The sequence below is a fragment of the Paraburkholderia sp. GAS41 genome, assembly GCF_050436545.1.
Taxonomy (GTDB): domain Bacteria; phylum Pseudomonadota; class Gammaproteobacteria; order Burkholderiales; family Burkholderiaceae; genus Paraburkholderia.
The window spans coordinates 112624-135504 of sequence record NZ_JBNDMK010000019.1; the positions used below are offsets into that span (position 1 = coordinate 112624).

The 22881-nt window shown below is 64.0% G+C and carries 21 protein-coding genes; 12 read left to right on the top strand and 9 right to left on the bottom strand.

Annotated features, from left to right (window positions below):
- The first annotated feature begins 118 nt into the window (after positions 1–118).
- From P3T43_RS23980 to hutC (P3T43_RS24000), 5 genes are all read left to right on the top strand, one after another.
- Entirely contained in the window at positions 119–946 is an 828-nt protein-coding gene (locus tag P3T43_RS23980) for a transporter substrate-binding domain-containing protein (RefSeq protein WP_429283530.1), read from the top strand.
- A 78-nt stretch (positions 947–1024) separates the two neighbouring features.
- Positions 1025–1675, top strand: coding sequence for an amino acid ABC transporter permease (locus tag P3T43_RS23985; RefSeq protein ID WP_429283531.1), 651 nt, complete (start codon positions 1025–1027; stop codon positions 1673–1675).
- Positions 1676–1720: 45 nt separating this feature from the next.
- On the top strand, positions 1721–2383 hold the full coding sequence (locus P3T43_RS23990; protein ID WP_429283532.1) for an amino acid ABC transporter permease: 663 nt from the start codon (positions 1721–1723) through the stop codon (positions 2381–2383).
- A 19-nt stretch (positions 2384–2402) separates the two neighbouring features.
- The gene (locus P3T43_RS23995; protein WP_429283533.1) at positions 2403–3278 is read left to right on the top strand and encodes an amino acid ABC transporter ATP-binding protein; all 876 of its coding nucleotides are present in this window, start codon (positions 2403–2405) and stop codon (positions 3276–3278) included.
- Positions 3275–4036 carry a histidine utilization repressor gene (hutC, locus tag P3T43_RS24000; protein WP_429283534.1) on the top strand — a complete coding sequence of 254 codons (762 nt, stop codon included), beginning with the start codon at positions 3275–3277 and terminating at the stop codon, positions 4034–4036. Before P3T43_RS23995 ends, hutC (P3T43_RS24000) begins: the two co-directional genes overlap by 4 nt.
- Before the next feature lie 36 nt (positions 4037–4072).
- On the opposite strand, the gene hutC (P3T43_RS24005) is transcribed toward hutC (P3T43_RS24000), so the two are convergent.
- From hutC (P3T43_RS24005) to P3T43_RS24035, 7 genes are all read right to left on the bottom strand, one after another.
- Positions 4073–4831 (bottom strand): histidine utilization repressor, encoded by a 759-nt coding sequence (gene hutC / locus P3T43_RS24005; protein WP_429283578.1) that lies wholly within the window; start codon positions 4829–4831, stop codon positions 4073–4075.
- 109 nt (positions 4832–4940) lie between these two features.
- A complete protein-coding gene (locus P3T43_RS24010) occupies positions 4941–6566 on the bottom strand; it encodes an aromatic amino acid ammonia-lyase (RefSeq protein WP_429283535.1) in 1626 nt (541 codons plus the stop codon).
- 19 nt (positions 6567–6585) lie between these two features.
- On the bottom strand, positions 6586–7377 hold the full coding sequence (locus tag P3T43_RS24015; protein WP_429283536.1) for an ABC transporter ATP-binding protein: 792 nt from the start codon (positions 7375–7377) through the stop codon (positions 6586–6588).
- 25 nt (positions 7378–7402) lie between these two features.
- Positions 7403–8155: an ABC transporter permease gene (locus P3T43_RS24020; RefSeq protein WP_429283537.1), complete on the bottom strand. Its 753-nt coding sequence runs from the start codon at positions 8153–8155 to the stop codon at positions 7403–7405.
- A gap of 15 nt (positions 8156–8170) precedes the next feature.
- Positions 8171–8893: an ABC transporter permease gene (locus P3T43_RS24025; RefSeq protein ID WP_429283538.1), complete on the bottom strand. Its 723-nt coding sequence runs from the start codon at positions 8891–8893 to the stop codon at positions 8171–8173.
- A 213-nt stretch (positions 8894–9106) separates the two neighbouring features.
- Positions 9107–9967: a transporter substrate-binding domain-containing protein gene (locus P3T43_RS24030; protein ID WP_429283539.1), complete on the bottom strand. Its 861-nt coding sequence runs from the start codon at positions 9965–9967 to the stop codon at positions 9107–9109.
- Positions 9968–10309: 342 nt separating this feature from the next.
- On the bottom strand, positions 10310–10987 hold the full coding sequence (locus tag P3T43_RS24035) for a methyltransferase family protein (protein ID WP_429283540.1): 678 nt from the start codon (positions 10985–10987) through the stop codon (positions 10310–10312).
- A 501-nt stretch (positions 10988–11488) separates the two neighbouring features.
- On the opposite strand from P3T43_RS24035, the gene P3T43_RS24040 reads away from it, so the two are divergent.
- The 6 genes from P3T43_RS24040 (at position 11489) to P3T43_RS24065 (ending at position 19370) form a co-directional block, all read left to right on the top strand.
- Positions 11489–13024, top strand: coding sequence for a carbohydrate porin (locus tag P3T43_RS24040; RefSeq protein ID WP_429283541.1), 1536 nt, complete (start codon positions 11489–11491; stop codon positions 13022–13024).
- A gap of 78 nt (positions 13025–13102) precedes the next feature.
- On the top strand, positions 13103–14269 hold the full coding sequence (locus P3T43_RS24045; protein WP_429283542.1) for a hypothetical protein: 1167 nt from the start codon (positions 13103–13105) through the stop codon (positions 14267–14269).
- Between the two features lie 2 nt (positions 14270–14271).
- Positions 14272–15567: an iron uptake transporter deferrochelatase/peroxidase subunit gene (gene efeB / locus P3T43_RS24050; protein WP_429283543.1), complete on the top strand. Its 1296-nt coding sequence runs from the start codon at positions 14272–14274 to the stop codon at positions 15565–15567.
- Between the two features lie 70 nt (positions 15568–15637).
- Complete coding sequence (locus P3T43_RS24055) at positions 15638–16669, top strand: iron ABC transporter substrate-binding protein (protein ID WP_429283544.1); 1032 nt, start codon at positions 15638–15640, stop codon at positions 16667–16669.
- Positions 16670–18274, top strand: a complete 1605-nt coding sequence (locus P3T43_RS24060; protein WP_429283545.1) for an ABC transporter permease — start codon at positions 16670–16672, stop codon at positions 18272–18274. It abuts the gene before it with no gap.
- 37 nt (positions 18275–18311) lie between these two features.
- The gene (locus tag P3T43_RS24065) at positions 18312–19370 is read left to right on the top strand and encodes an ABC transporter ATP-binding protein (protein ID WP_429283546.1); all 1059 of its coding nucleotides are present in this window, start codon (positions 18312–18314) and stop codon (positions 19368–19370) included.
- Here the strand turns inward: P3T43_RS24065 and P3T43_RS24070 are convergent.
- Entirely contained in the window at positions 19355–20275 is a 921-nt protein-coding gene (locus P3T43_RS24070) for a LysR family transcriptional regulator (RefSeq protein ID WP_429283547.1), read from the bottom strand. The two genes, P3T43_RS24065 and P3T43_RS24070, sit on opposite strands and share 16 nt — an antisense overlap.
- A 101-nt stretch (positions 20276–20376) precedes the next feature.
- Here P3T43_RS24070 and P3T43_RS24075 point away from each other — a divergent pair, with 101 nt between their 5' ends.
- On the top strand, positions 20377–21300 hold the full coding sequence (locus tag P3T43_RS24075; protein WP_429283548.1) for a DMT family transporter: 924 nt from the start codon (positions 20377–20379) through the stop codon (positions 21298–21300).
- Between the two features lie 146 nt (positions 21301–21446).
- Here the strand turns inward: P3T43_RS24075 and P3T43_RS24080 are convergent, their stop codons facing one another.
- Positions 21447–22745, bottom strand: coding sequence for an MFS transporter (locus P3T43_RS24080; RefSeq protein WP_429283549.1), 1299 nt, complete (start codon positions 22743–22745; stop codon positions 21447–21449).
- Positions 22746–22881: the final 136 nt, after the last annotated feature.

The window sequence follows — 22881 nt, forward strand, 5'->3', positions numbered from 1 at the left end:
CTTTGCAGCGCACAACAGGATTATTTTTTTCACACGAAAACTGCGGTATATACTGCCCCGCATACTGCGCGTCGACCCACCTCATCGCGCGACACCGCTTTGCCAACCGGAGATTCTCATGAGCATCCTTGCAGGCTGGAAGTGTCGTTTGATGATGTTAGCCTTGTGCGCTGCAAGCGTCGCCGCTCACGCGGAAGATCAGCTTGCCAAGGTCAAGGCGGCGGGTGAACTGGTGGTCGGTACGGAGATGCAGTTCGCCCCATTCGACTTCCTCGAAAACGGTCAGCAGGCCGGTTTCAACAAGGACTTGTTCGCCGAGGTCGGCAAAGAACTGGGCGTGAAGGTGCGCTTCATCGACCTGCCCTGGCCCAGCGTGCTGCCGGGTCTGGAAGCCGGCAAGTTCGACATGGTCGGCGGTCCGCTGACGGTGACGAAGGCACGCATGGAACGCTACGCGTACACGCTGCCCGTCGCCGACGCCACCGACGCGCTGCTCAAGCGCACGAACGACACCGCGCTCAAGCAATCCTCGGATATCGCCGGCAAGACGGTTGGCGCGGGCAAGGGCTCAGCCCAGCTCGACCAGCTCAAGGCCTATATTGCGACGCTGCCCAAGCCGCCTGAAGTCCGCGAATACGTCGACAACAATCAGGCCTACGCGGACCTCGCCGCCGGCCGGATCGCCGCCGTCGCCAACTCGATGACGAACATCGCCTATGTGGCGAAACAGCGCCCCGACACCTTCACCGTGGTACAGCCGCCGTTCGGCGCCAAGGTGTACTTCGCTTACTGCATGCGCAAGGATGCGGACAGCAAGTCGCTTGACGACGCGTTCAATGCCGCGCTCGTCAAGATGCATAACGACGGGCGGCTCGCGGCCTTGCAGAAGAAGTGGTTCGGCGTCGCAATGGACGCGCCGACCACGATGCCCACGCCGAACTATTGATGCATTGAGGCAAGCGCTGCTGCCGGCCGTACGGCCTTCGGCAGCGCTTGCTGGATTGCTCTCGCGGGTGCCCAACACATGTTCAGCATGACTGTCTTTCTTCAGGGTTTGCCGTTGCTGCTGCACGCGGCGATCGCCACGGTCGGCATTTCGCTCACGGGGCTCGTGATCGGCTTCTTCGTCGCAATCGGTGTCTGCTCGGCGCGGCTGTCGGCGCATCGTGCGGCCCGCATGGCCGGCGGTGCCTATGTGTTCTTTTTTCGCGGCGTGCCGATGCTCGTGCAATTGCTGCTCGTGTACTATCTGCTGCCTTTTGTCGGCATCAACGTGTCGCCGCTCGTCGCGGCGATCAGTGCCGTGTCGCTCTGCTCGGCCTCCTATATCGCCGAGATTTTGCGCGGCGGGTTTCTGAGCATTCCACCCGGCCAGATCGAAGCCGCGCGCATGCTCGGCATGTCGCCGCTCGACATGCTGCGGCGAATCCAGGTACCGCAGGCCTTCCGCCTGACGTTGCCCTCGCTCGTCAACGAGATGGTGCTGCTGATCAAGGCGTCCTCGCTGATATCGGTCGTCGGCGTGGCCGAACTCACGCGTACCGCGCAGAACATTGCCGCCAGCACCTATCGTCCGCTCGAGGCCTACCTCGCCGCGGGGCTGATCTACTTCGTCATCTGCGGGACGCTCGCGCTGGTGGCGCATGGCGCCGAATACCGCTTGCAGCAAGCCTGAGCGCGAACGGTGGCACCCGCCTCAGGGCTCATCCGGGACCCAACGATGCAGCAATTCGACCCTACCGTCATTACCCACAACCTGCAGCCGATTGCGGCAGGCCTCGCCACGACCATCGGCACATGGGCCGCGGGCGTCGCCATCGGCATCCTGATCGGCTTTCTGATCGCCGTGTTGCAACTGTTCTGCGGGCGCTGGGTGCGCGCACTATTGCGCTTCTATATCGAATTGTTTCGCGGCACGCCGTTTCTCGTGCAGCTTTTTCTGCTGTACTACGGCGGCCCTTCAATCGGCCTCACACTCGAACCGATGACCGCCGGCGTCCTCGGGCTCGGTCTGTACGGCAGTGCGTATTTTGCCGAGGCGTTCCGCTCCGGGTTCCAGTCGGTGCCGCCGGGACACCTCGAAGCGGCGTCGTGTCTGGGCTTGTCGCGCTGGCAGGCGGTGTTGCGCATCCAGGTGCCGCAGATGCTGGTGCTGATCGTGCCGGCGCTCACCAATCTGATTATCGTGCTCAGCAAGGAAACCGCCGTACTGTCGATCGTCACGGTGCCCGAATTGACCTTCGTCCTGACCGGCATTGGGTCGGCCACCTTCGCCTTCGTCGAAACGCTGCTGGCGCTATGCGTGTGTTATCTCGCGCTGGTCGAACTGACCTCGCGTGCCGGCATGTGGGCAGAAGCCCGCATTGCGCGATTCATGGCATGAACGAATCCCGGATCCATCGATGAACGCCCTTGCCGATATGCCAGCCTCCCAGTCCACCGCCACCCTCGCCGCAACCCAAGCCAGCAGCGCTCCGTTGATCGAAGTGCGCGATCTGCGCAAGCGCTTTGGTGAGGTCGACGTGCTGCGCGGCGTCGACCTGGAGATCGCCAAATCCGAAGTGGTCTGCATTATCGGCCCGTCGGGGTCCGGCAAGAGCACCTTGCTGCGTTGTCTCGCCGCGCTGGAAACCTACGATCAGGGCGACGTGCGCATCGAAGGCGAACTGCTCGGCTACACCGAGCGCAATGGCAAACGCATGCGCGCCTCGCAAGCCGAGATCAACCGCGTGCGGCGCAATGTAGGCATGGTGTTCCAGCAGTTCAATCTGTGGCCGCATATGACGGCGCTCGGCAATGTGATGGAGGCGCTCTTGCGCGTGCAGCATCTGTCGCGCGACAACGCGCGACGCCGCGCCAATGCGATGCTCGAGACCGTGGGGCTCGCCCACAAGGCCGACGCGTATCCGGCCAGGCTATCCGGTGGCCAGCAGCAACGCGTGGCGATAGCGCGAGCGCTTGCCATGGAGCCGCACATCATGCTGTTCGACGAGCCCACCTCGGCGCTCGACCCGGAACTGGTCGGCGAGGTTTTGCAGGTGATGAAGCAACTCGCCCGCGACGGCATGACCATGGCCGTCGTTACGCACGAAATGGGTTTTGCCGCACAGGTCGCGGACAAGGTGGTCTTTATCGATCAAGGACGGATCGCAGTCGCAGGCAAGCCGCGCGAAGTCTTTCACGATGCCGGACAGCCGCGCCTGCGGCAATTTCTGCAGAATTACTTCGACCGCAACGCCTTCTGGACACAAGGTGCCAATGAGGCGGAGCCGCAATGAATGCTCAGGCTCCCCGCGACGCGGACGTCCCTGACCCGCCCACCGCGCGCTACGAACAGGTCAAGAGCCACATCCGCCGCACCATCGACTCGGGTGCGCGACAGCCCGGCGACCGCATCCCTTCGGAACTGGACCTCGTCGCGGCGTTAGGCGTGTCGCGCATGACCGTCAACCGCGCGTTGCGAGAACTCGCGGAGGAAGGCCTCGTCACGCGCGTCTCGGGTGTAGGGACTTTTGTCGCGGAAACGAAGCCGCAATCGACGCTGCTGATGATCGCTCATATCGGCGACGAGATTCGCTCACGCGGCCATGAATACAGCTACGAAACGCTGCTCAAGCAGCGGGAGACCGCACCGGTTCTGGTGTCGAACGCATTGGGCCTCGCACCTGGCACCTCGGTGTTTCATGTGATCTGCGTCCACCGCGAAAACGGGCTACCGGTGCAACTCGAAGACCGCTACGTCAATCCGGCCACGGCACCCGAGTTTCTTCAGCAGGACTTCGCAACGATCCGGCCATCAGAGTACCTCTACAACGTCGTGCCGCTGCACGATGTCGAACACGTCGTCGACGCGGGTCTGCCGACCCTCGACGAGGCTGCGAAACTGGAAATCCGCGCCGAGGAGCCGTGCCTGACGCTGGTGAGGCGGACGTGGACGAGCGGCGTAGCGGTGACGTTCGCCCGCTTTGTGCATCCAGGTTCGCGCTACCGGCTGGGCTGCCGGTTCGGGCCGGCCGTCTCGCAACGACAGGGCTGAACCGGAGCCGCTCGAGCCGCTCAAGCCGCTACCCAATCAGACGTTGCCCGCCAGATGAAAGCGTGACGCCGGATGCCACAGCTGCACCGAGGTCGCCACCGCTTCACCCACCCACGTGCGGCGCCACAACAACAGACACGGCTCGCCGATTTCCATCGCCAGATACCGCCGCACATGCGCGTCCGGCTTCTGCGCGTAGATGCGAAACTCGGCGCGCTGGATCGGCGCAAGCCGCACCATGTAGTGATTCGGCGTCTCGAGCGTGAAATCCTGTTGCAGATACTCGGAAAACACCTTGGGATTGACGTAGCGGTCTTCGTACTGAATCGGCTCGCCCTCTTCGCTATGCACGATCCGCGAGTGAAAAGCAGGCCCTGCCGACAGGCCGAGCGCATCGAGCGCCTGCGCGTCCTCGCTCGGTTCGAGCGCCAGCACCTGGGCCCGATGCCGATGACCGCGTGCCGCGATCTCGTCGGCGATGTTGCGAATCTCCAGCACCGTCGATTCATAGCGCTGCGGCGCCACAAACGTGCCCGAGCCCTGCACGCGCGTCAGCACCCGCTCGACAGTCAGCTCGCGCAGCGCGCGTGATACCGTCATGCGCGCCACGCCGAATTCCTTGACCAGTTCGGTCTCCGATGGAATCAGACCGCCCGGTTTCCAGTCCCCTTCCGCGATCCGCTTCACCACATAGCGCTTGATCTGTTCGTAGGCCGGCATGGCTTTCGCAGGCGTCTCGGTGCCATTGCCCATGCGCGCTGCGGGGCTGCTTTCCAGTGGCGCATTGATATTCATATTCACGTCGACCTCGTGGGTGGTACGCAATATCCCGGCACGCCGGCGGATGGGCCTGGCGCACCGGCTCGTAGGCCGCTTATGCGACGTTCATGGACTCATCGTCCCATCATGCCGCCGATTGCTGCTCGTTCGCCGCGGCGTCGCGGATGACGCCCGCCATCTGCAGCATGGCCTCGCGCGACGGGTCGTCGGAGTCTCCTCCTGCACCGACGACCGCAGGCCGCATCTTACCGGGGTTCGGCAAGGGCGGCGGCGCGGCATCGGCAATCATCCGGAATGCTAGGGCCATGTCCTCCGCGAGCGGCCGGTTGTCGCAATACGTCGGTACCACGCGACGCACGCTACGCCATAACGAATCCGTATAGGGCGCGCGCGGTACGTCGCCAGTCTGCAAATCATAAGCCTGGGCCGCGGCCAGCAGTTCGATTGCGACGATCCGCCCAGCGTTATCGACGATTTCGAGCGCCTTCAAGGCAGCCGGGGTGGCGTGGCACAGATGGTCTTCCTGCAAGCCGGAGGTGATCCCGCCGTCGAGGCTCGCTGGCAGGGCGAGGCGCCGGTTTTGTGCGACCAGCGACGCCGCCGTGTACTGCGCAATCATGAAGCCCGAACAGGTGCCGCCAGGTTCGGCCAAAAACGCCGGCAAGCCGCTGACCAGCGGATTGACCAGCCGGTCCAGACGGCGCTCGGCCATCGCCGCGACCTGCGCAATCGCGGTCGCGAGGCTGTCCATCGCCAGCGCGATCGAAGCGCCCACGGCATGCGCCTGCGAATAGACCCGCGGGTCCTCGGGCGTGCCGGCGACAATCGGATTGTCGGTAATCGAGGCGAGTTCGCGATTGACCACCACAGCGGTGGCGCTCAGCACATCGCGCACGGCACCGTGGACGTGCGGGATGGTCCGCATGCTCAGGGGGTCTTGCGTGCGCTGGCCGACCACGGCGGCGAGAATACCGCTGTCGGCGAGCGCGGCGCGCATCCGTTCGCCGACCAGCGTCAGCCCCGGCGAAATGCGCAACGCCAACGAATCGGCGTCGAAGGCGGCGAGCTGGCCGCGCAGATTCTCGAAGCTCATCGCGGCGACCACGTCGGTCCAGTCGAGCAGACGTTCGGCACGCGCCAGCGCAAGCGCCGCCAGTCCCGTCACGCAGGGCGTGCCGTTGACGAGGCTCAGGCCTTCTTTCGCTTCGAGCACCAGCGGCTCGAGACCCAGCATCTGCAGCGCGTCGCGTCCCTTGAGGCGCTCGCCGCGATAGCGCGCATGGCCCTCGCCGATACACACGAGCGCGATATGCGCCATATGGCTCAGATAGCCGACCGAGCCGAAGGCCGGCACTTCCGGCAGGCAATCCGCATTCAGCAGCGCGACGAGCTGATCGACCACTTCGAGACGAATGCCCGAATGCCCGTGCGCGAAATTGTTGACTGCTGCCGCCATGATCGCGCGCGTTTCGGCGACCCCGAGCGGCGCGCCGACGCCTACCGCGTGACTCATCAGAATGTTGCGCGACAGCGCGCGTTGCTCGGTGCGCGAAACGGTCACGTCGCACAACGCACCGACGCCCGTGTTCACGCCATAGGCGCGAATTCCACGCTCGACGATCTGTTCGACGAGTGCGCGCGCCGCCGCGATACCGGCGCGGGCCTCGGCGGACAGATGGAGCGGCTCGCCGGCAGCGACCGCGGCCATCTGGGCCAGGTCGAGAGGACGATCGGAACGGATCACGGCCATGATAGTTATCCTTGAGGTATTAGTGGGCGCTGCGGTCCTGATGGCTCGAGACGAATTGCCGGAAGCGCTCCGACTTGCATTCGACGAACACTTCATCCGGCGTGCCGTCGGCTTCCACCTGGCCTTGATGCAGGAACATCACGCGATTCGACACGTGGCGCGCGAAACCCATTTCGTGCGTGACAACCAGCATGGTGCGGCCTTCTTCGGCGAGCGAACGCATCACGCGCAGCACTTCCCCTACCAGTTCAGGATCGAGCGCCGAGGTCGGCTCGTCGAACAGCATGACTTTCGGGTGCATTGCCAGCGCCCGGGCAATCGCCACGCGCTGCTGCTGGCCACCGGACAGATGCGCCGGATAGTGGCCGCGCTTTTCCGCCAGTCCCACTTTGGCGAGCAACGCTTCGGCCTCTTCCACGGCCTCGGCGCGGCTGCGCTTTTGCACGCGCATCGGACCTTCGATCAGGTTTTCGAGCACCGTCATATGCGACCACAGGTTGAAATTCTGAAACACCATGCCGAGTTGCGAGCGGATGCGGTCCACCTGGCGGCGATCGCTCGGCTGCAGCTTGCCGTCGCCGCGGCGCTTCATCTTCAGCTCTTCGCCGGACAGCGCGACCGAACCGTCATCCGGCGTTTCCAGCAGGTTCAGGCAGCGCAGAAAGGTGCTCTTGCCTGAGCCGCTCGCGCCGAGGATCGAAATCACGTCGCCCTGGTGCGCGTCGAGCGAGATCCCTTTGAGGACGTGATGGTCGCCGAACGACTTGTGAATGTTCTTGACCGACAATGCAACGGGTGCCGTAGCGTTCATGTAGTTCTCCAGAATGAGCGGCCGTTCAGTGCGCGGCACGACGTGCTTCGGTAGTAGCGGAAACCGCGCGCGGGGCGGCCTGGACGGGTGCCGTGCGCAGATGGCGCGACAACCGCACTTCAAGCAGACCCAGGAGACGCACGATGACGAAATTCAGGAACAGGTAGATCAGCGCGGCGCAGATGAAAACTTCAGTTGTCCGATAGGTCTGCTGGATGATCTGCTGCGCGACACCGGTCACTTCCCATACGGTGACAAGGCTCGCAAGCGCCGTCGACTTCACCAGCAAGACGGCTTCCGTGGAATACGCGGGCAGGCATTGGCGCAGCGCAATCGGTCCGATCACGCGACGCAGCAACGCGAAGCCCGACAGGCCGATGGCATAGCCTGCTTCGATCTGCCCGACCGGCACGGCGATCAAGCCGCCGCGGATGATCTCGGCGGTGTATCCCGCCGTACACAGAGCCAGCGAAAGCACCGCGCACATATACGGTTCGCGCAGCACCGGCCACAGGAAACTCTCGCGGATCACGCCGAACTGGCCGAGTCCGTAGTACACGAGGAACATCTGGATCAGCAGCGGCGAGCCGCGAAACACGAGGATGTAAGCCCGCGCGAAGCGGTTCGGCAGCCAGTGCGGCGAGACGCGCATCGTGACGATCACGAGCGACAACAGTCCGCCCAGCACCAGCGAAGAGAAGAACAGCCCGAGCGTGGTCGGCACGGCGCCAAGTAACTGGCGCAGCGTGTCGAGCAGGAAAGCGAAGTCGATATGCATGATGGCGCGGCCTCGTCAGTTGCGGGCGAAATTGCGGCGGAAGGACCGGCCCACACGCGCTTCGGCGTGGTTGAAGACCCGGTTCGAGATGCTCGTCATCAGCAGATACAACGCGCCGCCCACGACGAAGAACGTGAAATATTGATGGGTCGAGCCCGCGGCCACCTGGCTCACGCGCAGCAGTTCGGCGAGACCCGTGACCGAGATCAGTGCGGAGTCCTTCAGGCTCAACTGCCACACATTGCCGACGCCCGGCAAGGCGAAGCGCAGCACTTGCGGGATCAGGATGCGGCGCGCCATCGTCAGCGTGGGCATGCCGATCGAACGGGCCGCTTCGAGTTCGCCGCGCGATACGGCCAGCACCGCGGCACGGTACACCTCGGCCTGATACGCGCCGGAGATCATCCCGACCGCCAGCGCACCGATCACGAAAGGCGGCACGCCGACGAAGCCATCGGCGCCGAACCACTGGCCGATGGTCGTCACCAGCGTGGAGCCACCGAAATAGAACAGATAGATGACGAGCAGTTCAGGCACGCCACGAAACACGGTCGTGTAGAAATCGCCGACGATGCGCAAGCTGCGAAAGCGCGACAGCTTCGCCGCAGCCACCAGGGCGCCGAACACCGCACCGACGGCGAGCGCCGCGAGCGTCAATGCGACGGTCATCAAGGCCGCCAGCAGCACGACGCCACCCCAGCCATCCGGCCCAAAGCCGAGCATCCCGATCAGAGCCATAACCTACCCCTCGTCCAATCCGTTGGATCAATCAGCCAGCACGCGCGAGCGTTGCTGCGCGTGCTGGTACACCTGCTGTTACAGCGGTTTGCTGCCAGGACCTTGCTGCCATTGCGTCACAAGACTGCATTTCATCTGGGACGTGCCGCGCGCAGCGGCCGCGCCCCCTTCACGCAGTCACGCGTCACGCCCAGCCAGCCGCCGAGTCGCCGCTCAAGGCGTGACGTCAGTCTTGAACCACTTCACTGAGAGCTTCTTCACGGTGCCGTCGGCGAGCGCCGCGCTGATCGCGGTGTCGAACTTGGCCTTCAGATCGGCGTCCTGCTGGCGAAACGCGAGGCCTTCACCCGGACCCCAGATCGGGCCGCCGATCTTCGGTCCAGCCATCACGATCGACGCGGTCTCTTTCTTGTCGGTGTTGGCGGCGTAGTACGTCACGTCGTCGAAGGATGCGTCGATGCGGCCGTTCGCCAGATCGAGATCGCGCTCCGGCGAGGTCTTGTAGACGCGAATCGTGGCGACGTCCTTGAAGCCGTCGTTGATGAACTTCGTGTACACCGTGCCCGACTGGATGCCGATGGTCTTGCCCTTCAACTCTTTACGCAGCGAGTCGACGGTGGGCTGATCGGTTTTCGCATCGCCGGTCAGCTTGAGGACGGCGCTGGTTGGGCCGGCCTTCGGCAGGATCTTGGTGTCGGTCACGGCAAAGGTGGCCGGCGTTGCAGCATAAGGACGCGAGAACGCGATGATCTTTTCGCGCTCCGGCGTGATCGAGATTGCGTCCATCAGGACATCGAACTTACCCGCCTGCAGACCCGGAATCATGCCGTCCCAATCTTGCGCGACGAGATTGCATTGCAACTGGATGCGCGCACACAGGTTCGCCACCAGTTCGGGTTCGAATCCGCCAAGCTTGCCGCCCGGCAGCGTCAGGTTCCAGGGCGCATAGCCGCCTTCGAGAGCGATGGTCACCGTCTTCCATTCTTTGGCCTGCACAGGGGCGGCGAGGATGGTCGCGGCGCCGAGGACGGCACCGATCAATGCTTTAGCCAACGTAGTGCGCTTTACCTTCACGTCGAAACTCCTTTGATTGAGGGAACACCATCCAGCTAGCCGAGCGATTGATTCACTCGCCTAAATTGACTAGACAAGTCTGCATGAGTAAATAAATCGTCGCAAGCGGAAATGTGAGATTTCGCATCAATCATCGGGTAAGCCCTATATGTAAAGGCTTTCAGGCATGCTCTCCGCGCGAAAGGCGATTGGAAGATATCGTGTCGGCACGCCTCGCTGGTGCATTTTGTCTAGACAGGTTCACCAAAACGGAGAGCGATGCGCCTTGTCGGTGCAGGTGCGCACATCGGTGGCTGAAGCTAGCCGGCTGAGTCGTCCACCGAGCGCTGTGCGGCGAGACCGCTACCAGATATACGGCACAAACCGATACCGCACGCGTGCCGCGTATTCCGCATAGCCACGCAGTTGAGCGGCGAGCAAGCGCTCTTCCTGCACGGCACGGTAGCCAACGCCGACTATCAGGAGCGGCACGCAGACGAGCCCCCACCACGAGCCGAGCAGCAACGGCACACCCACGAGGAACGGCAGCGCGGCGGCATACATCGGATGCCTGACGTAGGCGTATGGCCCGGTATCGCTGACCGTATGGTCGCGTTCGGACTGGATCTTGACGACCGGCGCAGCGAAGCTGTTGGCGCGGAACACCGAGCGGCACGCATAAATGCACAGGAAAATGCCGAGCGCGCCGACGACATGCAGCCAGCCTGGCATGGACGACCTGTGAAAGCGGCCGGCGTCGAGCCCCATCAGGATCAGCCAGCCAATCCAGAAGGCGCCCACGAACGCCATGAAGACTTGATCCCAACGGCTCTGCTGGCGCTGGACGATAGGTTTCAGGCGTTCGACGAGCAAGGCGGGGTCATGCCGGGCGAGCCACAGACCCAACCACAGGCCGAGCACCGCCCATTCGAGCAGAAACCACCAGCCCGCAGCCCAATGCAGCGTCCCGGCCGCGCCGAACAGCAGGACCGCCATGAAGACGAACCAGACCGTCAGTTGAATGAAGAGGTTCTTGAGCATCGTGTGAGGCTCCGGGTTTTGGGCCCTTGCCGACCGTAAAGAATCTGTCGATTCGGGGATGCATTTTCTGACAATACGCTTTCGTTGTATTCATGCCGTCCGGCGGCGCAGCCTGGCACGAGTTCGATTGTCTGCGGCACGTGCGGCCACCTGAACGGAAAGCGAACTGTCCCCCCTCCCGGAAAAGCTCACTGGTTACACCTCTGCGCGGACTCATTGAAATGGAATCAATCCTTATAAAATACAACTTACTTACATTTTAATTACGTTTAAATGACCAATAGACCAATACGCGCTGCTTACCGTAAATATATCAATTACATCCCAGTAATATTGTTGCGAATCGTTCTCATTTGTATTGACGCACCTATTTCGCATGCGTACGATCTTGTCATTGCTTCTTAGGCGTCGCGAACCGCAGCAGCAATGTGCGGAGGTCCACCCATCTACACACGATGCGGACAGCCGGAACGGTCGGATACAACACAAACAAGGATTTCGATGAAGTTCGCCCAGTCCAAAGGTCGCGCGTCAGCCGTGCGTCCATTCAAGAATGCTACACCGCACGCTCGCGCCGCACGCACGCTCCGCATGCCTTCGATGCGCCGCATGGCACTTTTCACAGCATTCGCATGGGCTTCGCTGACCGCCGCCACGGCGATGGCCGACGCCACCATCACCAATCCCGACGCCGCACCGAAAGACACGCCCGAGGCGGACCTGAACATTCAGGCCCAGCAAACCAGCCAGTGGACCGGTTTCTGGAACCGCGGCACCCTGCTCGGCGATATCGGCGGTCTGCGTCCGTGGCTCGGCAAATACGGCATCACGTTCGGCCTCACCGAGACCAGCGAATATCTGTACAACACGCGCGGCGGCCTGAACACCGGCGGCACCTATGACGGCCTGACAACCGCCACCGTGCAGTTGGATACCAAGAAAGCGTTCGGCCTGCAGGGCGGCCTCTTCAACGTGAGCGCGCTGAATATCCACGGCCAGAATCTGAGTGCGGACAACCTCGGTACGCTCAATACGGCGAGCGGGATCGAAGCGCAGGATACGACCCGCCTGTGGGAATTGTGGTACCAGCAGTCGTTCCTGAACAACAAGATGGACGTCAAGGTCGGTCAGCAGAGTCTCGACCAGGAATTCATCGGCAGCCAGAGCGCCGGCCTCTTCGTCAACACGATGTTCGGCTGGCCCGCGCTGCCGTCGTACGACATGCCCTCGGGTGGCCCCGCTTATCCGCTCGCCGACCTCGGCATTCGCGTGCGCGGCCAGATCACGCCAACCGTGACGGCCCTTGCAGGCGTGTTCGACGGCGACCCGCTTGGCAACAATCCGAACAACATCAGCGGCACCAATTTCAACCTGCATACCGGCGCGCTGTATATCGGCGAGTTGCAGTACGCGTTGAACCAGCCGGGCGACGGCGAGATGGTCGGAGTCGCCAACACCGGCCTGCCCGGCAGCTACAAGATCGGCTTCTGGTACAACACCGGCAGCTTCGCCGATCAGCACTACGACAACACCGGCCTGTCGCTGGCGAACCCGAATTCGACCGGTGTTGCCGCCCAGCATCGCGGCAACTACAGTTTCTATGCCGTGGCTGACCAGATGGTGTGGCGTCCCGACCCGGACGAGCCGCGCAGCATCAACGTCTTCACCCGCGTGATGGGCGCGCCGGGCGACCGCAACCTGGTCAACTTCTCGGCCAACCTGGGCGTGGTGATGAAGGCGCCGTTCGCTGGCCGCGACAACGACACCGTCGGCCTTGCACTGACCTACATCAAGGTCAGCAATAGCGTGGAAGACCTCGATCTGGACAGTCGTGCGTTCTCCAACGGCCCGTATGGCGTGCGCACCCAGGAAACCACACTGGAAGCGACCTATCAGTATCAGGTCAACCCGTGGTGGCAGATTCAGGCCGACGCACAATACACGTTCAACGCGGGCGCCGGACAGAACCCGAACGACCCGACCCAGGCGCTGCGCAACACGTTTGTTGTCGGCGTGCGAACCAACATCACGTTCTGAACGACTTCATAACCTGGACACCATGCTTTCGATCATGACCGCATTCAACGCTTTGTGCGCAGGCACGGAGGCTCAATCATGAATTACCCCAAGCGCAAGACTTTGCCGCGCGCTACGCGGGCACTGATGGCAGCGGCGGCGGGCGCCGCTGCGCTGCTCGCGGCCGGCACCGCATACGCCGATCCGCAAGGCTTTCTGGAGACGGTGCATAAACACACCACGCTCATCAACACGGTGCCCGAGAACGGCGACCAGAATCCGTACGCGCTCGTCGTCGCGCCGGTTTCGGCCGGCACGGTGAAGAAAGACGATGTGCTGATCGACAACTTCAACAATTCGACCAACCTGCAAGGCACCGGCTCCACCATCGTGGATTACCATCCGGACACCAAACAGATGACGCTGTTCGCGACGATTCCGCGCGATCTGAAGGAATGCCCGGGCGGCGTCGGCCTGTCGACCGCGATGACCATGCTGAAGTCGGGCTGGGTGATCGTCGGCAGCACGCCGAGCAACGACGGCACCACCGGCACCAAGGGCGCCGGCTGCCTGATCGTGCTGGATCCGCAAGGCAAGGTGGTCTCGACCATCAACAGCCCGAACATCAACGACCCGTGGGGCAACATGGCGGTCGTCGACAACGGCAATAGCGCCACGCTGTTCGTCAGCAACGCCGGCTTCGGCGTCGGCCCGGCAACCGCAGTCGGCCCGGACGGCGAGCCGCCGGTGTTCAAGCAGGCCACCGTGCTGCGCCTCGACGTCGACATTCCGGACGGCAAGCCGCCGGTCGTGAAGAAGGAAACCGTGGTCGGCAGCGGCTTCGGCGCGCAGGCGGACAAGGGCGTGTTCCTCGTCGGACCCACGGGCCTTGCCCTGTCGTCCGACCAGAAACTCCTGTATGTTTCGGACGCTATCGGTAATCGCGTCAACGCGATCGAAGATCCGATGACGCGCGATACGAGCGCGGGCGTGGGCCGCCAGCTCACCGCCGACGGCCTGCTGCGCCGGCCGCTGGCCATGGTCACGGCGCCCAACGGCCACCTGCTGGTGACGAATGCGCTGAACGGCCAGGTCGTCGAGATCGACCCTGCTGCCGGCAAGCAGATCTACGCACGCTGGATCGATACCGACAAGGCGCAATCGCCTCCGGGCAACGGCGACCTGTTCGGCATCGTCATGACGCCGGCGGGCGATGGTTTTTATTATGTGCAGGACGACGTGAACACGTTGGTACTAGCGAAGTAATCATGGCAAACGATACAAGTCCCCCCAAGCGGCCTACCCGGCGCGGGTTTCTGAAAGCCGGGGGTGCGGCGGTCGCAGCAGGCGCAAGTCTGGGCGCGACCGGCGTCGCCCAGGCCGCGCTCAGCAAGTCGCCGGCCCACGCCGTCGATCCCTACCTGGCGGTCGAACCGTTCTTCGGCGAGCATCAGGGCGGCATCGTCACGCCGCAGCAATCGCATATCTACGTTGCGGCGCTCGATCTCACCACGACCAAACGCGAAGACGTGATCGGCCTGCTGCGCACCTGGACCGACTCCGCCGCGCGTATGACGCAGGGTCAGCCCGCAGGCGCGCTGCCCGGCGCCGACGGCAAGGCTGCGCCGGATTCCGGCGACGTGCTCGGCCTCGGCGCGGCCGGCCTCACGGTGACCTTCGGCTTCGGCCCGGGGCTCTTCACCTCGGACGGCAAGGACCGCTACGGCATCGCCGCTCGCCGTCCCGCGGCACTGGTCGATCTGCCGCGTTTTAACGGCGACCAGTTGCTGCCGGAAAAAACCGGTGGCGACCTGTTCATCCAGGCCTGTGCGAACGACGCGCAAGTGGCCTTCCACGCCGTACGTCAACTGGCGCGCCAGTGCTACGGCATCGCGACGATGCGCTGGGGCCAGGCCGGTTTCGTGTCCGGTCCGCGCGGTCAGACGCCGCGCAACCTGATGGGCTTCAAGGACGGCACCAACAACCCGTCGACCAAAAAGCCCGAGTTGATGAACCAGTTCGTCTGGGCCAACGGCGCGGATGCGCCGTGGATGCAAGGCGGCTCGTATAGCGTGGTGCGTCGCATCCGTATCACGCTCGAACATTGGGACCTGACCGAAGCGGATTTCCAGGAGCAGGTGTTCGGCCGGCACAAGTACAGCGGTGCGCCGATCGGCAAGAAGAACGAATTCGAGCCGCTGGATCTCGACGCGCAGGACAAGGACGGCAATCCGGTGATTCCGGAGAACTCGCACGTCCGGCTGTCGAACCAGGCCACCAACAATGGCGCGCAGATTCTGCGCCGTTCGTACTCGTACAACGACGGCTCGAATTTCTATATCGAGCGTTGGCCGCCATGGCGCCAGGAAACCGAGTACGACGCGGGCCTGATTTTCATTGCCTACCAGGGCGACCCGCGTACCGGCTTCATCCCCATCAACGAGAAGCTCTCGAAGTTCGACATGATGAACCAGTTCACGACGCACGTCGGCAGCGCGGTGTTCGCCTGCCCGCCGGGCGCGAGACCGGGTTCGTACATCGGCGCGGGGCTGTTCGAAACGTAAGACGCGAGCGCCGCACAGGCGGCGCTCGCGGAGCAGTAGATCGACACCATCACAAAAGGAATTCTGAATCATGACTCATTCCTGGCTTGGCAGCCGTGTCCGCGCAATCAGCGGCGCGGCGGCTCTTCTGCTGGCGACGCTGGGCGCAGCGCCGCTCGCCGCGAACGCTGCATCGATCACGCTGTATAGCGCGCAGCACGAGCAGGTCGTCAACATGCTCGCGAAGGATTTCCAGGCGCAAACCGGCATCTCGGTCAAGATCCGCACCGGCGAAGGCCCGGCGCTCGCGGCGCAGCTCGTCGCAGAAGGCACCGCCTCCCCGGCCGACGTGTACTTCACGGAAAACTCGCCGGAACTGATGCTGCTCGAAGAAAAGGGCCTGCTCGGCAAGGTGGATGCCGCGACGCTGTCGGCCGTGCCGGCGCGTTTCGATTCGCCGACCGGCGCATGGGTCGGCGTCACCGCGCGTGAAAACGTGCTGGCCTACAACACGGCCAAACTCAAGGCTGAGCAGTTGCCGCAATCGCTGTTCGATCTGGCCAAGCCGCAATGGAAAGGCAAGGTCGGCATTGCCCCGAGCGACGGCGACTTCCTGCCGCTCGTGAGCGCCGTCATCGCCCTGAAGGGTGAAGCACAGACGCTCGAATGGCTGAAGGGCCTGAAAGCCAACTCGCAGATTTTCGACGACGACGAAGGCGTGGTAGCCGCCGTGAATCGCGGCGCAGTCGAAACCGGCCTCATCAACAATTACTACTGGGCGCGCCTGAATGCTGAAATCGGCGACAAGGCAACCCGTAGCGCGCTCTATCACTTCACCAACGGCGACGCGGGTGCGCTGGTGAACGTGTCGGGTGCCGCGGTCCTGAAGTCGGCGCACAACGAAGACGGCGCGCAGAAATTCCTGGCCTATCTGGTCAGCGAACGCGCCCAGACGCTGCTGGCGAAGAGCCATGTCGATTTCGAGTACCCGCTGCATGGCGGCGTCGCACCGGACCCGATCCTCAAACCGTTCGCCGAACTGAGCCCGCCGACGCTGACGGTGCAACAACTCGGTGACGACAGCCAGGCCGGCAAACTGCTGCGTCAGGCCGGACTGCTGTAAATGAGCGACGCTGTATCAGCCGCTTCGCCGGCTGCTAGCTCGGAACCGGCGCGCGGCCGTAAGCGCGCGCCGCGTGGTCTGTTTGCAGGTGCGGCGCTGAGCGCGCTGCTGGTGTTGCTGCCGCTCGCGTTTACTGTCTGGCGAGCGGCCAGTTTTGGTTTCGCCGAGGCGACCGAACTGGTGTTCCGGCCGCTCGTCGGCGAACTGCTCGTCAATACGCTGATGATCACGGTATCGGCCACGCTCGCGGCGGCGGTGCTGGGTACGGCGGCCGCGTGGTTCGTCGAACGCACGCGCCTGCCCGGCCGCCGCTTCTGGGCCGTGGCGATGGCCGCGCCGCTCGCGATGCCGCCGTTCATCACGAGCTATGCGTGGGTGTCGTTCAGCCTGGATCTGCAGGATTTCAACGGCGCCTTGCTGGTCATTACCTCCGCCTATTTCCCGCTGGTCTACCTGCCGGTGGCCGCTGCCTTGCGCAGCATGGACCCGGCGCTCGAAGAAAGCGCCCGCTCCCTCGGCTGCGGCCGTTGGACCACTTTTTCCCGCGTGATCCTCCCGCAACTGCGCCCTGCCTTGCTGGGCGGCATGCTGCTGGTCGCGCTCGGCGTGATGTCCGAGTTCGGCGCGTTCACGCTGCTGCGTTTTCGCACGTTCACGACCGAAATCTACGCCGAATACCGCACCAGCTTCGACGGCCCCGGCGCCTCGCTGCTGGCCTGTCTGTTGATCGTGATGTGCCTCGTGGTGCTGGCGTTCGAATTCCGCGTGCGCGGCGCCGCGCGTTATGAACGCGTCGACCGAGGCGCGCGCCGCGCCATCCTGCGCTATGACCTCGGCTGGTGGCGCTGGCTGGTGGTGGCGGGCTTCGGCGCGCTGACCATTGCGACGCTCGGCGTGCCGCTCGGCATGATCGGCTACTGGCTCACCCAGCCGGGCGCCGCCGCCGTCACGCCGGCCGACGTTTCGCCCGAACTGCTGTTCAATGCGACGCTCTCGTCGCTCGGTTTCGGACTCGGCGCGGCCATCCTGACGACCCTGCTGATCGTGCCGCTCGCGTTCCTGCTGGTGCGCTATCCTGGGCGTCTTGCCACGTTGTTCGAACGCAGCGTGTTTCTCGCGCAAGGCATCCCCGGTCTCGTGATCGCGCTCGCAATCGTCTCGCTCGCCGTGCATTCGCTGCAGCCGCTCTATCAGAGCACCACGCTGCTGATCGTCACCTACGCCATCCTGTTCCTGCCGCTCGCGCTCGTCAGCGTGCGCGCCGCGCTGATGCAGGCGCAGCCGCGTCTCGAAGAAACCGCGCGGGCGCTCGGACTGGGCTGGCGGCAGACGCTCGTGCGCGTGCTGTTGCCGCTCGCCGGGCCGGGTCTGGGCGCGGCGGCGTCGATGGTATTCATCTCGGTGGTCACCGAACTCAACGCGACGCTGCTGCTCTCGCCTATCGGCACCCAGACGCTCGCCACCCAGGTCTGGTCCGATACGTCGACCATGGCGTTTGCCGCCGCCGCGCCCTACGCCGCGCTGCTCACGGGCATTTCGCTGTGCGCCTCCGGCCTGCTGTTTGCCCTGCTCGGCCGCTCCGCGCTGCTCGGCGATCGCGGCTAAGGCTGCGCCGACCTCCCCGCTATTCCATCGGATTCTCATGAGCGAACTTCGTATCTGCGGCCTGCAAAAATCGTTCGATGGCAACCCGGTGCTGCACGGCATCGATCTGTCCGTCGAGCGCGGCACGCTGCTCGCCCTGCTCGGTCCGTCCGGCAGCGGCAAAACCACGCTGTTGCGGGTGTTGTGCGGCTTCGAACGCGCGGACCGCGGCACCGTGGAAATCGACGGCCGGCGCGTCGCCGGCGACGCACTGCACGTGCCCTCGGAACAACGCCGCATTGGCTATGTGCCGCAGGAAGGTGCGCTATTTCCGCATCTGTCGGTGGCGGACAACATCGTCTTCGGTCTGCCGCGCGCGCAACGGCGCGCACGGCATCGCGTCGCCGAATTGCTGGAACTGGTCGGCCTGCCCGCCTCGTTTGCCGGGCGCGCCCCGCAGCAGCTCTCCGGCGGCCAGCAGCAACGGGTGGCCCTTGCGCGTGCGCTGGCACCCTCGCCCACGCTGGTGATGCTCGACGAGCCGTTCTCCTCGCTCGACGCGGCGCTGCGTCTCGAGACCCGCCAGGCCGTGGCGAGCGCATTGGCGGCAGCCGGCGCGACTGCCGTGCTGGTGACGCACGATCAGTCGGAAGCACTCTCGCTCGGCCATGAGGTCGCGGTGCTGTGGCACGGCAAACTGATCCAGACGGCGACGCCGGAGATGATTTACCGGCGGCCGGTGACGCGCGAACTGGCGTCGTTCATCGGCGAGGCGGTGTTGCTGCAAGGCATCGCCGCACGCGACCGCGTGAGCTGCGAACTCGGCGAACTGACGCTGTCGGCGCCTGCGAAAGACGGCGCCGTCGACGTCATGGTGCGTCCCGAACAGATCCGTCTGTGGCGCGCCGACGAAACCACGCCCGAAGGGACGGCGTCGTTCGATGCCATCGTGCAGGACGTGATCTTCCAGGGGCAGGACGCAGGTGTGGGGTTGCAACTGCAATCGGCGGCGCGCACCGTGGTACGTGCCCGCGTGCCCGGGTACCGGACGCCGCAACCCGGCGAGCGCGTCCGGCTCGCCATCGACGGCGACGTCACGGCTTACGCGCGCGCCTGAACGTCGGACCCGCGCGCGTCGCGCGGCGCGCTCGACGCGCGCGGCTGCGCTCGCACCGACAAGTCCTGAATCATCTGGGCGGCGAGATAGTCGCAGGTCGGCCGGTCGGATTTGGCGCTGCGCGCCACCACGATTTCCAGCGGTTCGATTTTCGGCAAACCCTGCGCATCCCCGAGGATCGCGAGGCGCGACGGCACGCTGCAGCGGGTGAGCGCAATCACAGCCAGCCCGGCGTCCACGGTCGCTACGAGACCGAGCAGACTGGCGCTGCTATACGCGGCGCGGTAGCGGATTCGCGCGGCGTCCAGTGCGGCGAGCGTATGGGTGCGGGCCACGCAGCCCGGCTCGTATAACCCGACCGGCAATGGCGAGGCCGCCAGCACCGGGGTTTCCTCCGACGCCCCCACCCACACCATCGGCTCGCTGCGCACGAAGTCGCCGCGCAGCTTGCGATCGCGCGTGACGAACGCGAGGTCGATCTTGTTGTCCGCCAGCATCGGCGCGAGCGCCGTGCTTTGCGCGCAGACAATCTCGATCTCCACGTGCGGATACAGATTCGAAAAGCGCCTGAGCACCGGCGACAACAACGACGACACGTAGTCGTCCGGCGCGCCGAGCACCACCCGTCCGGTGACCTCGGGCCGCACGATCGCCGACCACGCCTCCTCATGCAGATCGATCACCCGCCGGGCATATTCGAGCAGCGTGTTGCCCGGCCGCGTCAGCGCAAGGTTGCGGGTATTGCGTGCGAACAGCGTAGTGCCGAGCATGCTTTCGAGCCGCTTGATCTGCATGCTGACGGCCGCTTGCGAGCGGTGTACCGTTGCCGCAGCTTTCGTGAAGCTGCCCGCCTCGACCACGGCGACAAACGTGCGCAGCAGATCCACGTCGAATTCTGGGTGCATGATTCATAAGTCCAGCTTATCGAATTTCTCAATTTTATTCGTTTGTCGTTAGCTGGCAAGTCTCCGATACTTGACCTTGTCATCGTCAAGGAGCCTTTCGCATGTCACTCACCACGCGCCAACAGGGCGCCGTCACCCTTGCCAGCGGCGGCTTGCTGATGGGAACGATCGGCATCTTCGTCGAGGAAGCGCGCCTCGACGCCATGACGATGGTGTTCTTCCGCTGCCTGTTCGGTTTTCTGTCGCTGGCGGGTTATTGCGCTTGGAAAGGATTCTTCAGGGCCCAGCGTTTTACGCCGCGCATGGTGCTGCTCGCCGTCCTGTCCGGCCTGCTGATGGTGACCCAATGGGTCTGGTTCTTCGACGCGATTCACCGCACCAGCATCGCGGTCGCGACGGTGGTGTTTCACGTGCAGCCCTTCTGGGTCGTGCTGATGGGCGCGGCGATCTTCAACGAACGCCTTGGTGGCGACCGGCTCGGCTGGATTGCGACCGCGTTCATCGGACTTGTGCTCGCCTCCGGCGTGGCCACGAGCGAAAACCTCCAGGGGCACGGCAGCTATCTGTTCGGGGTAGGCGAGGCGCTAGCCGGTTCGGTGCTCTACGCAAGCGTGACGCTGATCGCCAAGAGTCTCGGCCAGTTGCGCCCTCATCTGCTGACGCTCGCGCAGTGTCTGGTCGGCGTGATCTGTCTGGCGTTTATCGCGCCGCTGCATTCGGTGGCGCACATCGGGCCATCGCAATGGTTCTGGCTGATCGGTATGGGCGTACTGCATACGGGCTTGTCGTATGTGCTGATCTACGGCGCGCTGCCCAAGCTGACGACGCCTGTCATCGCCGTGTTGCTCTTCGTGTATCCGCTCACGGCGATCGTCGTCGATGCGGTGGTCTACGGACGGGCGCTGTCGGCGCCGCAACTGGCCGGTATGGCGCTGATCGTGACGGCGAGTCTCGGCGTCAATCTGGGTTGGCCGCTGCTGTCGCTGCTGCGGCGCGGCGCGCGGGTCAGGCATCCGGCGGATTGAGGCGTGGAGGCGTTGCCGGGCGTGAGACCGCCCGCTTGCCAACACCGCCTGACCATAACAAGGCATGCCGCGTAACGCGCCGCTATGCCAGCTCGCCACCTGGCCGACCCGCGACGCACGCAAGAGCGCGCACCGCTAAAGCCTCCTCACTGCGGCAGCGCTTCCCCCTTCGTTTCGGGTGCAAACGGAATAATGAACAGCCCGACGACGAACGCCAGCGCGGTCAGCGCAACCGGTATGCCGAGCGTATGCATATGCAGCACCGCGGCGCCCAGCAGGAAGTTGACGCCCGCCCCGACGAAACGCCCGAACGACGTGCAGAAGGCAAATGCCGTCGCCCGCACGCGGGTTTCGAACTGCTCCGGCAACCACAGGCTGAACAGCGCAAAATTGCCACCGAAGAACCCCAGCACACACAGCCACGCAATAAACGGCACCAGTCCGTCAGGCATATAAAACGACCAGCCGAAGCTGCCGAAAATTGCCACCGCCATGCCCCCGAAATAGATTGCCAGCGTCTTTTTTCGGCCAATCCGTTCGGCTAGCGGCGGCAGGGCGAGACAACCGAGAACCGTCGAAATGGACAGCAATCCGGTGGCTATCGACGCCGTGCGCATCGCATCCGGCTTGCCCATGCCGGCGCGCGTCGCCAGCTGGATCACCGCTGACGGTTCGTACACCGCGCCGGCCCACAATCCAATGATCGCAATCGTCAGCAAGGCGCACGCGACCCACGTCCTACGCCGGTATTTCGGTCCGAGAATCTCACGAAGCGGCTTGCTGTGTACGGCGTTCGGCTCTGCCTTCTGCCATTTTTCCGGCTCTTTCACACGCAGCAGAATCAGGATCGCGACCACGACCGGCACCGCGCCGGTCAGGAACATGGCGCGCCAGCCGTAATGCACCCCAATCGTGTAGTTGAGTGCGGCAGCCAGAAAGAAGCCCGCGTAATAACCGGTTTGCAGATAGCCCGCGCCCATCTTGCGACGGTCTTCCGGCCATGCCTCCGCCACGTAGGTCCCCGCCAGCGCCCATTCACCGCCAATCCCGACGCCCGCGATAAACCGGAAAATAGCCAGTTCCCAAACGTTTTGCGAGATCGCCGAAAGGCCCGTAAATATTGCAAACGTGAAGATCGTACCGGCCAGGACTTTAGTACGGCCAAAGCGGTCCGCCAGCGGTCCCCAGATGAACGACAGCCCCCAGCCGATCAGAAACAGCGCGAACAGGATCGATCCGGCGAGTCCGACGTTGGCCGGCGTCGCCGCGTATCCCGAGCGCGGCAACAATTCAGTGAGCGCGGGCGTCAGGACCAGCGCGTAGATGAACGAGTCCATCCCGTCCAGCGTCCAGCCCGCCCATGCGCCCCAGAAGCCTGCAATCTGCGAGCGGTTGAGTGGTGTGCGATGCCGCGCGGCACGCGCGCGGTCCGAAATTGTGTTCATCATGCTCCTCCAGCCCTACGGTTGAACTACGTATTGCCTATTCTTAACAACGAGTTAGCGTGCGTGCGACGGCTACAGCGGGCCCCCTTCAGAAAGCCCTGGACTCGTCCCGCACGCGGATCAAAATCCGTTCGCT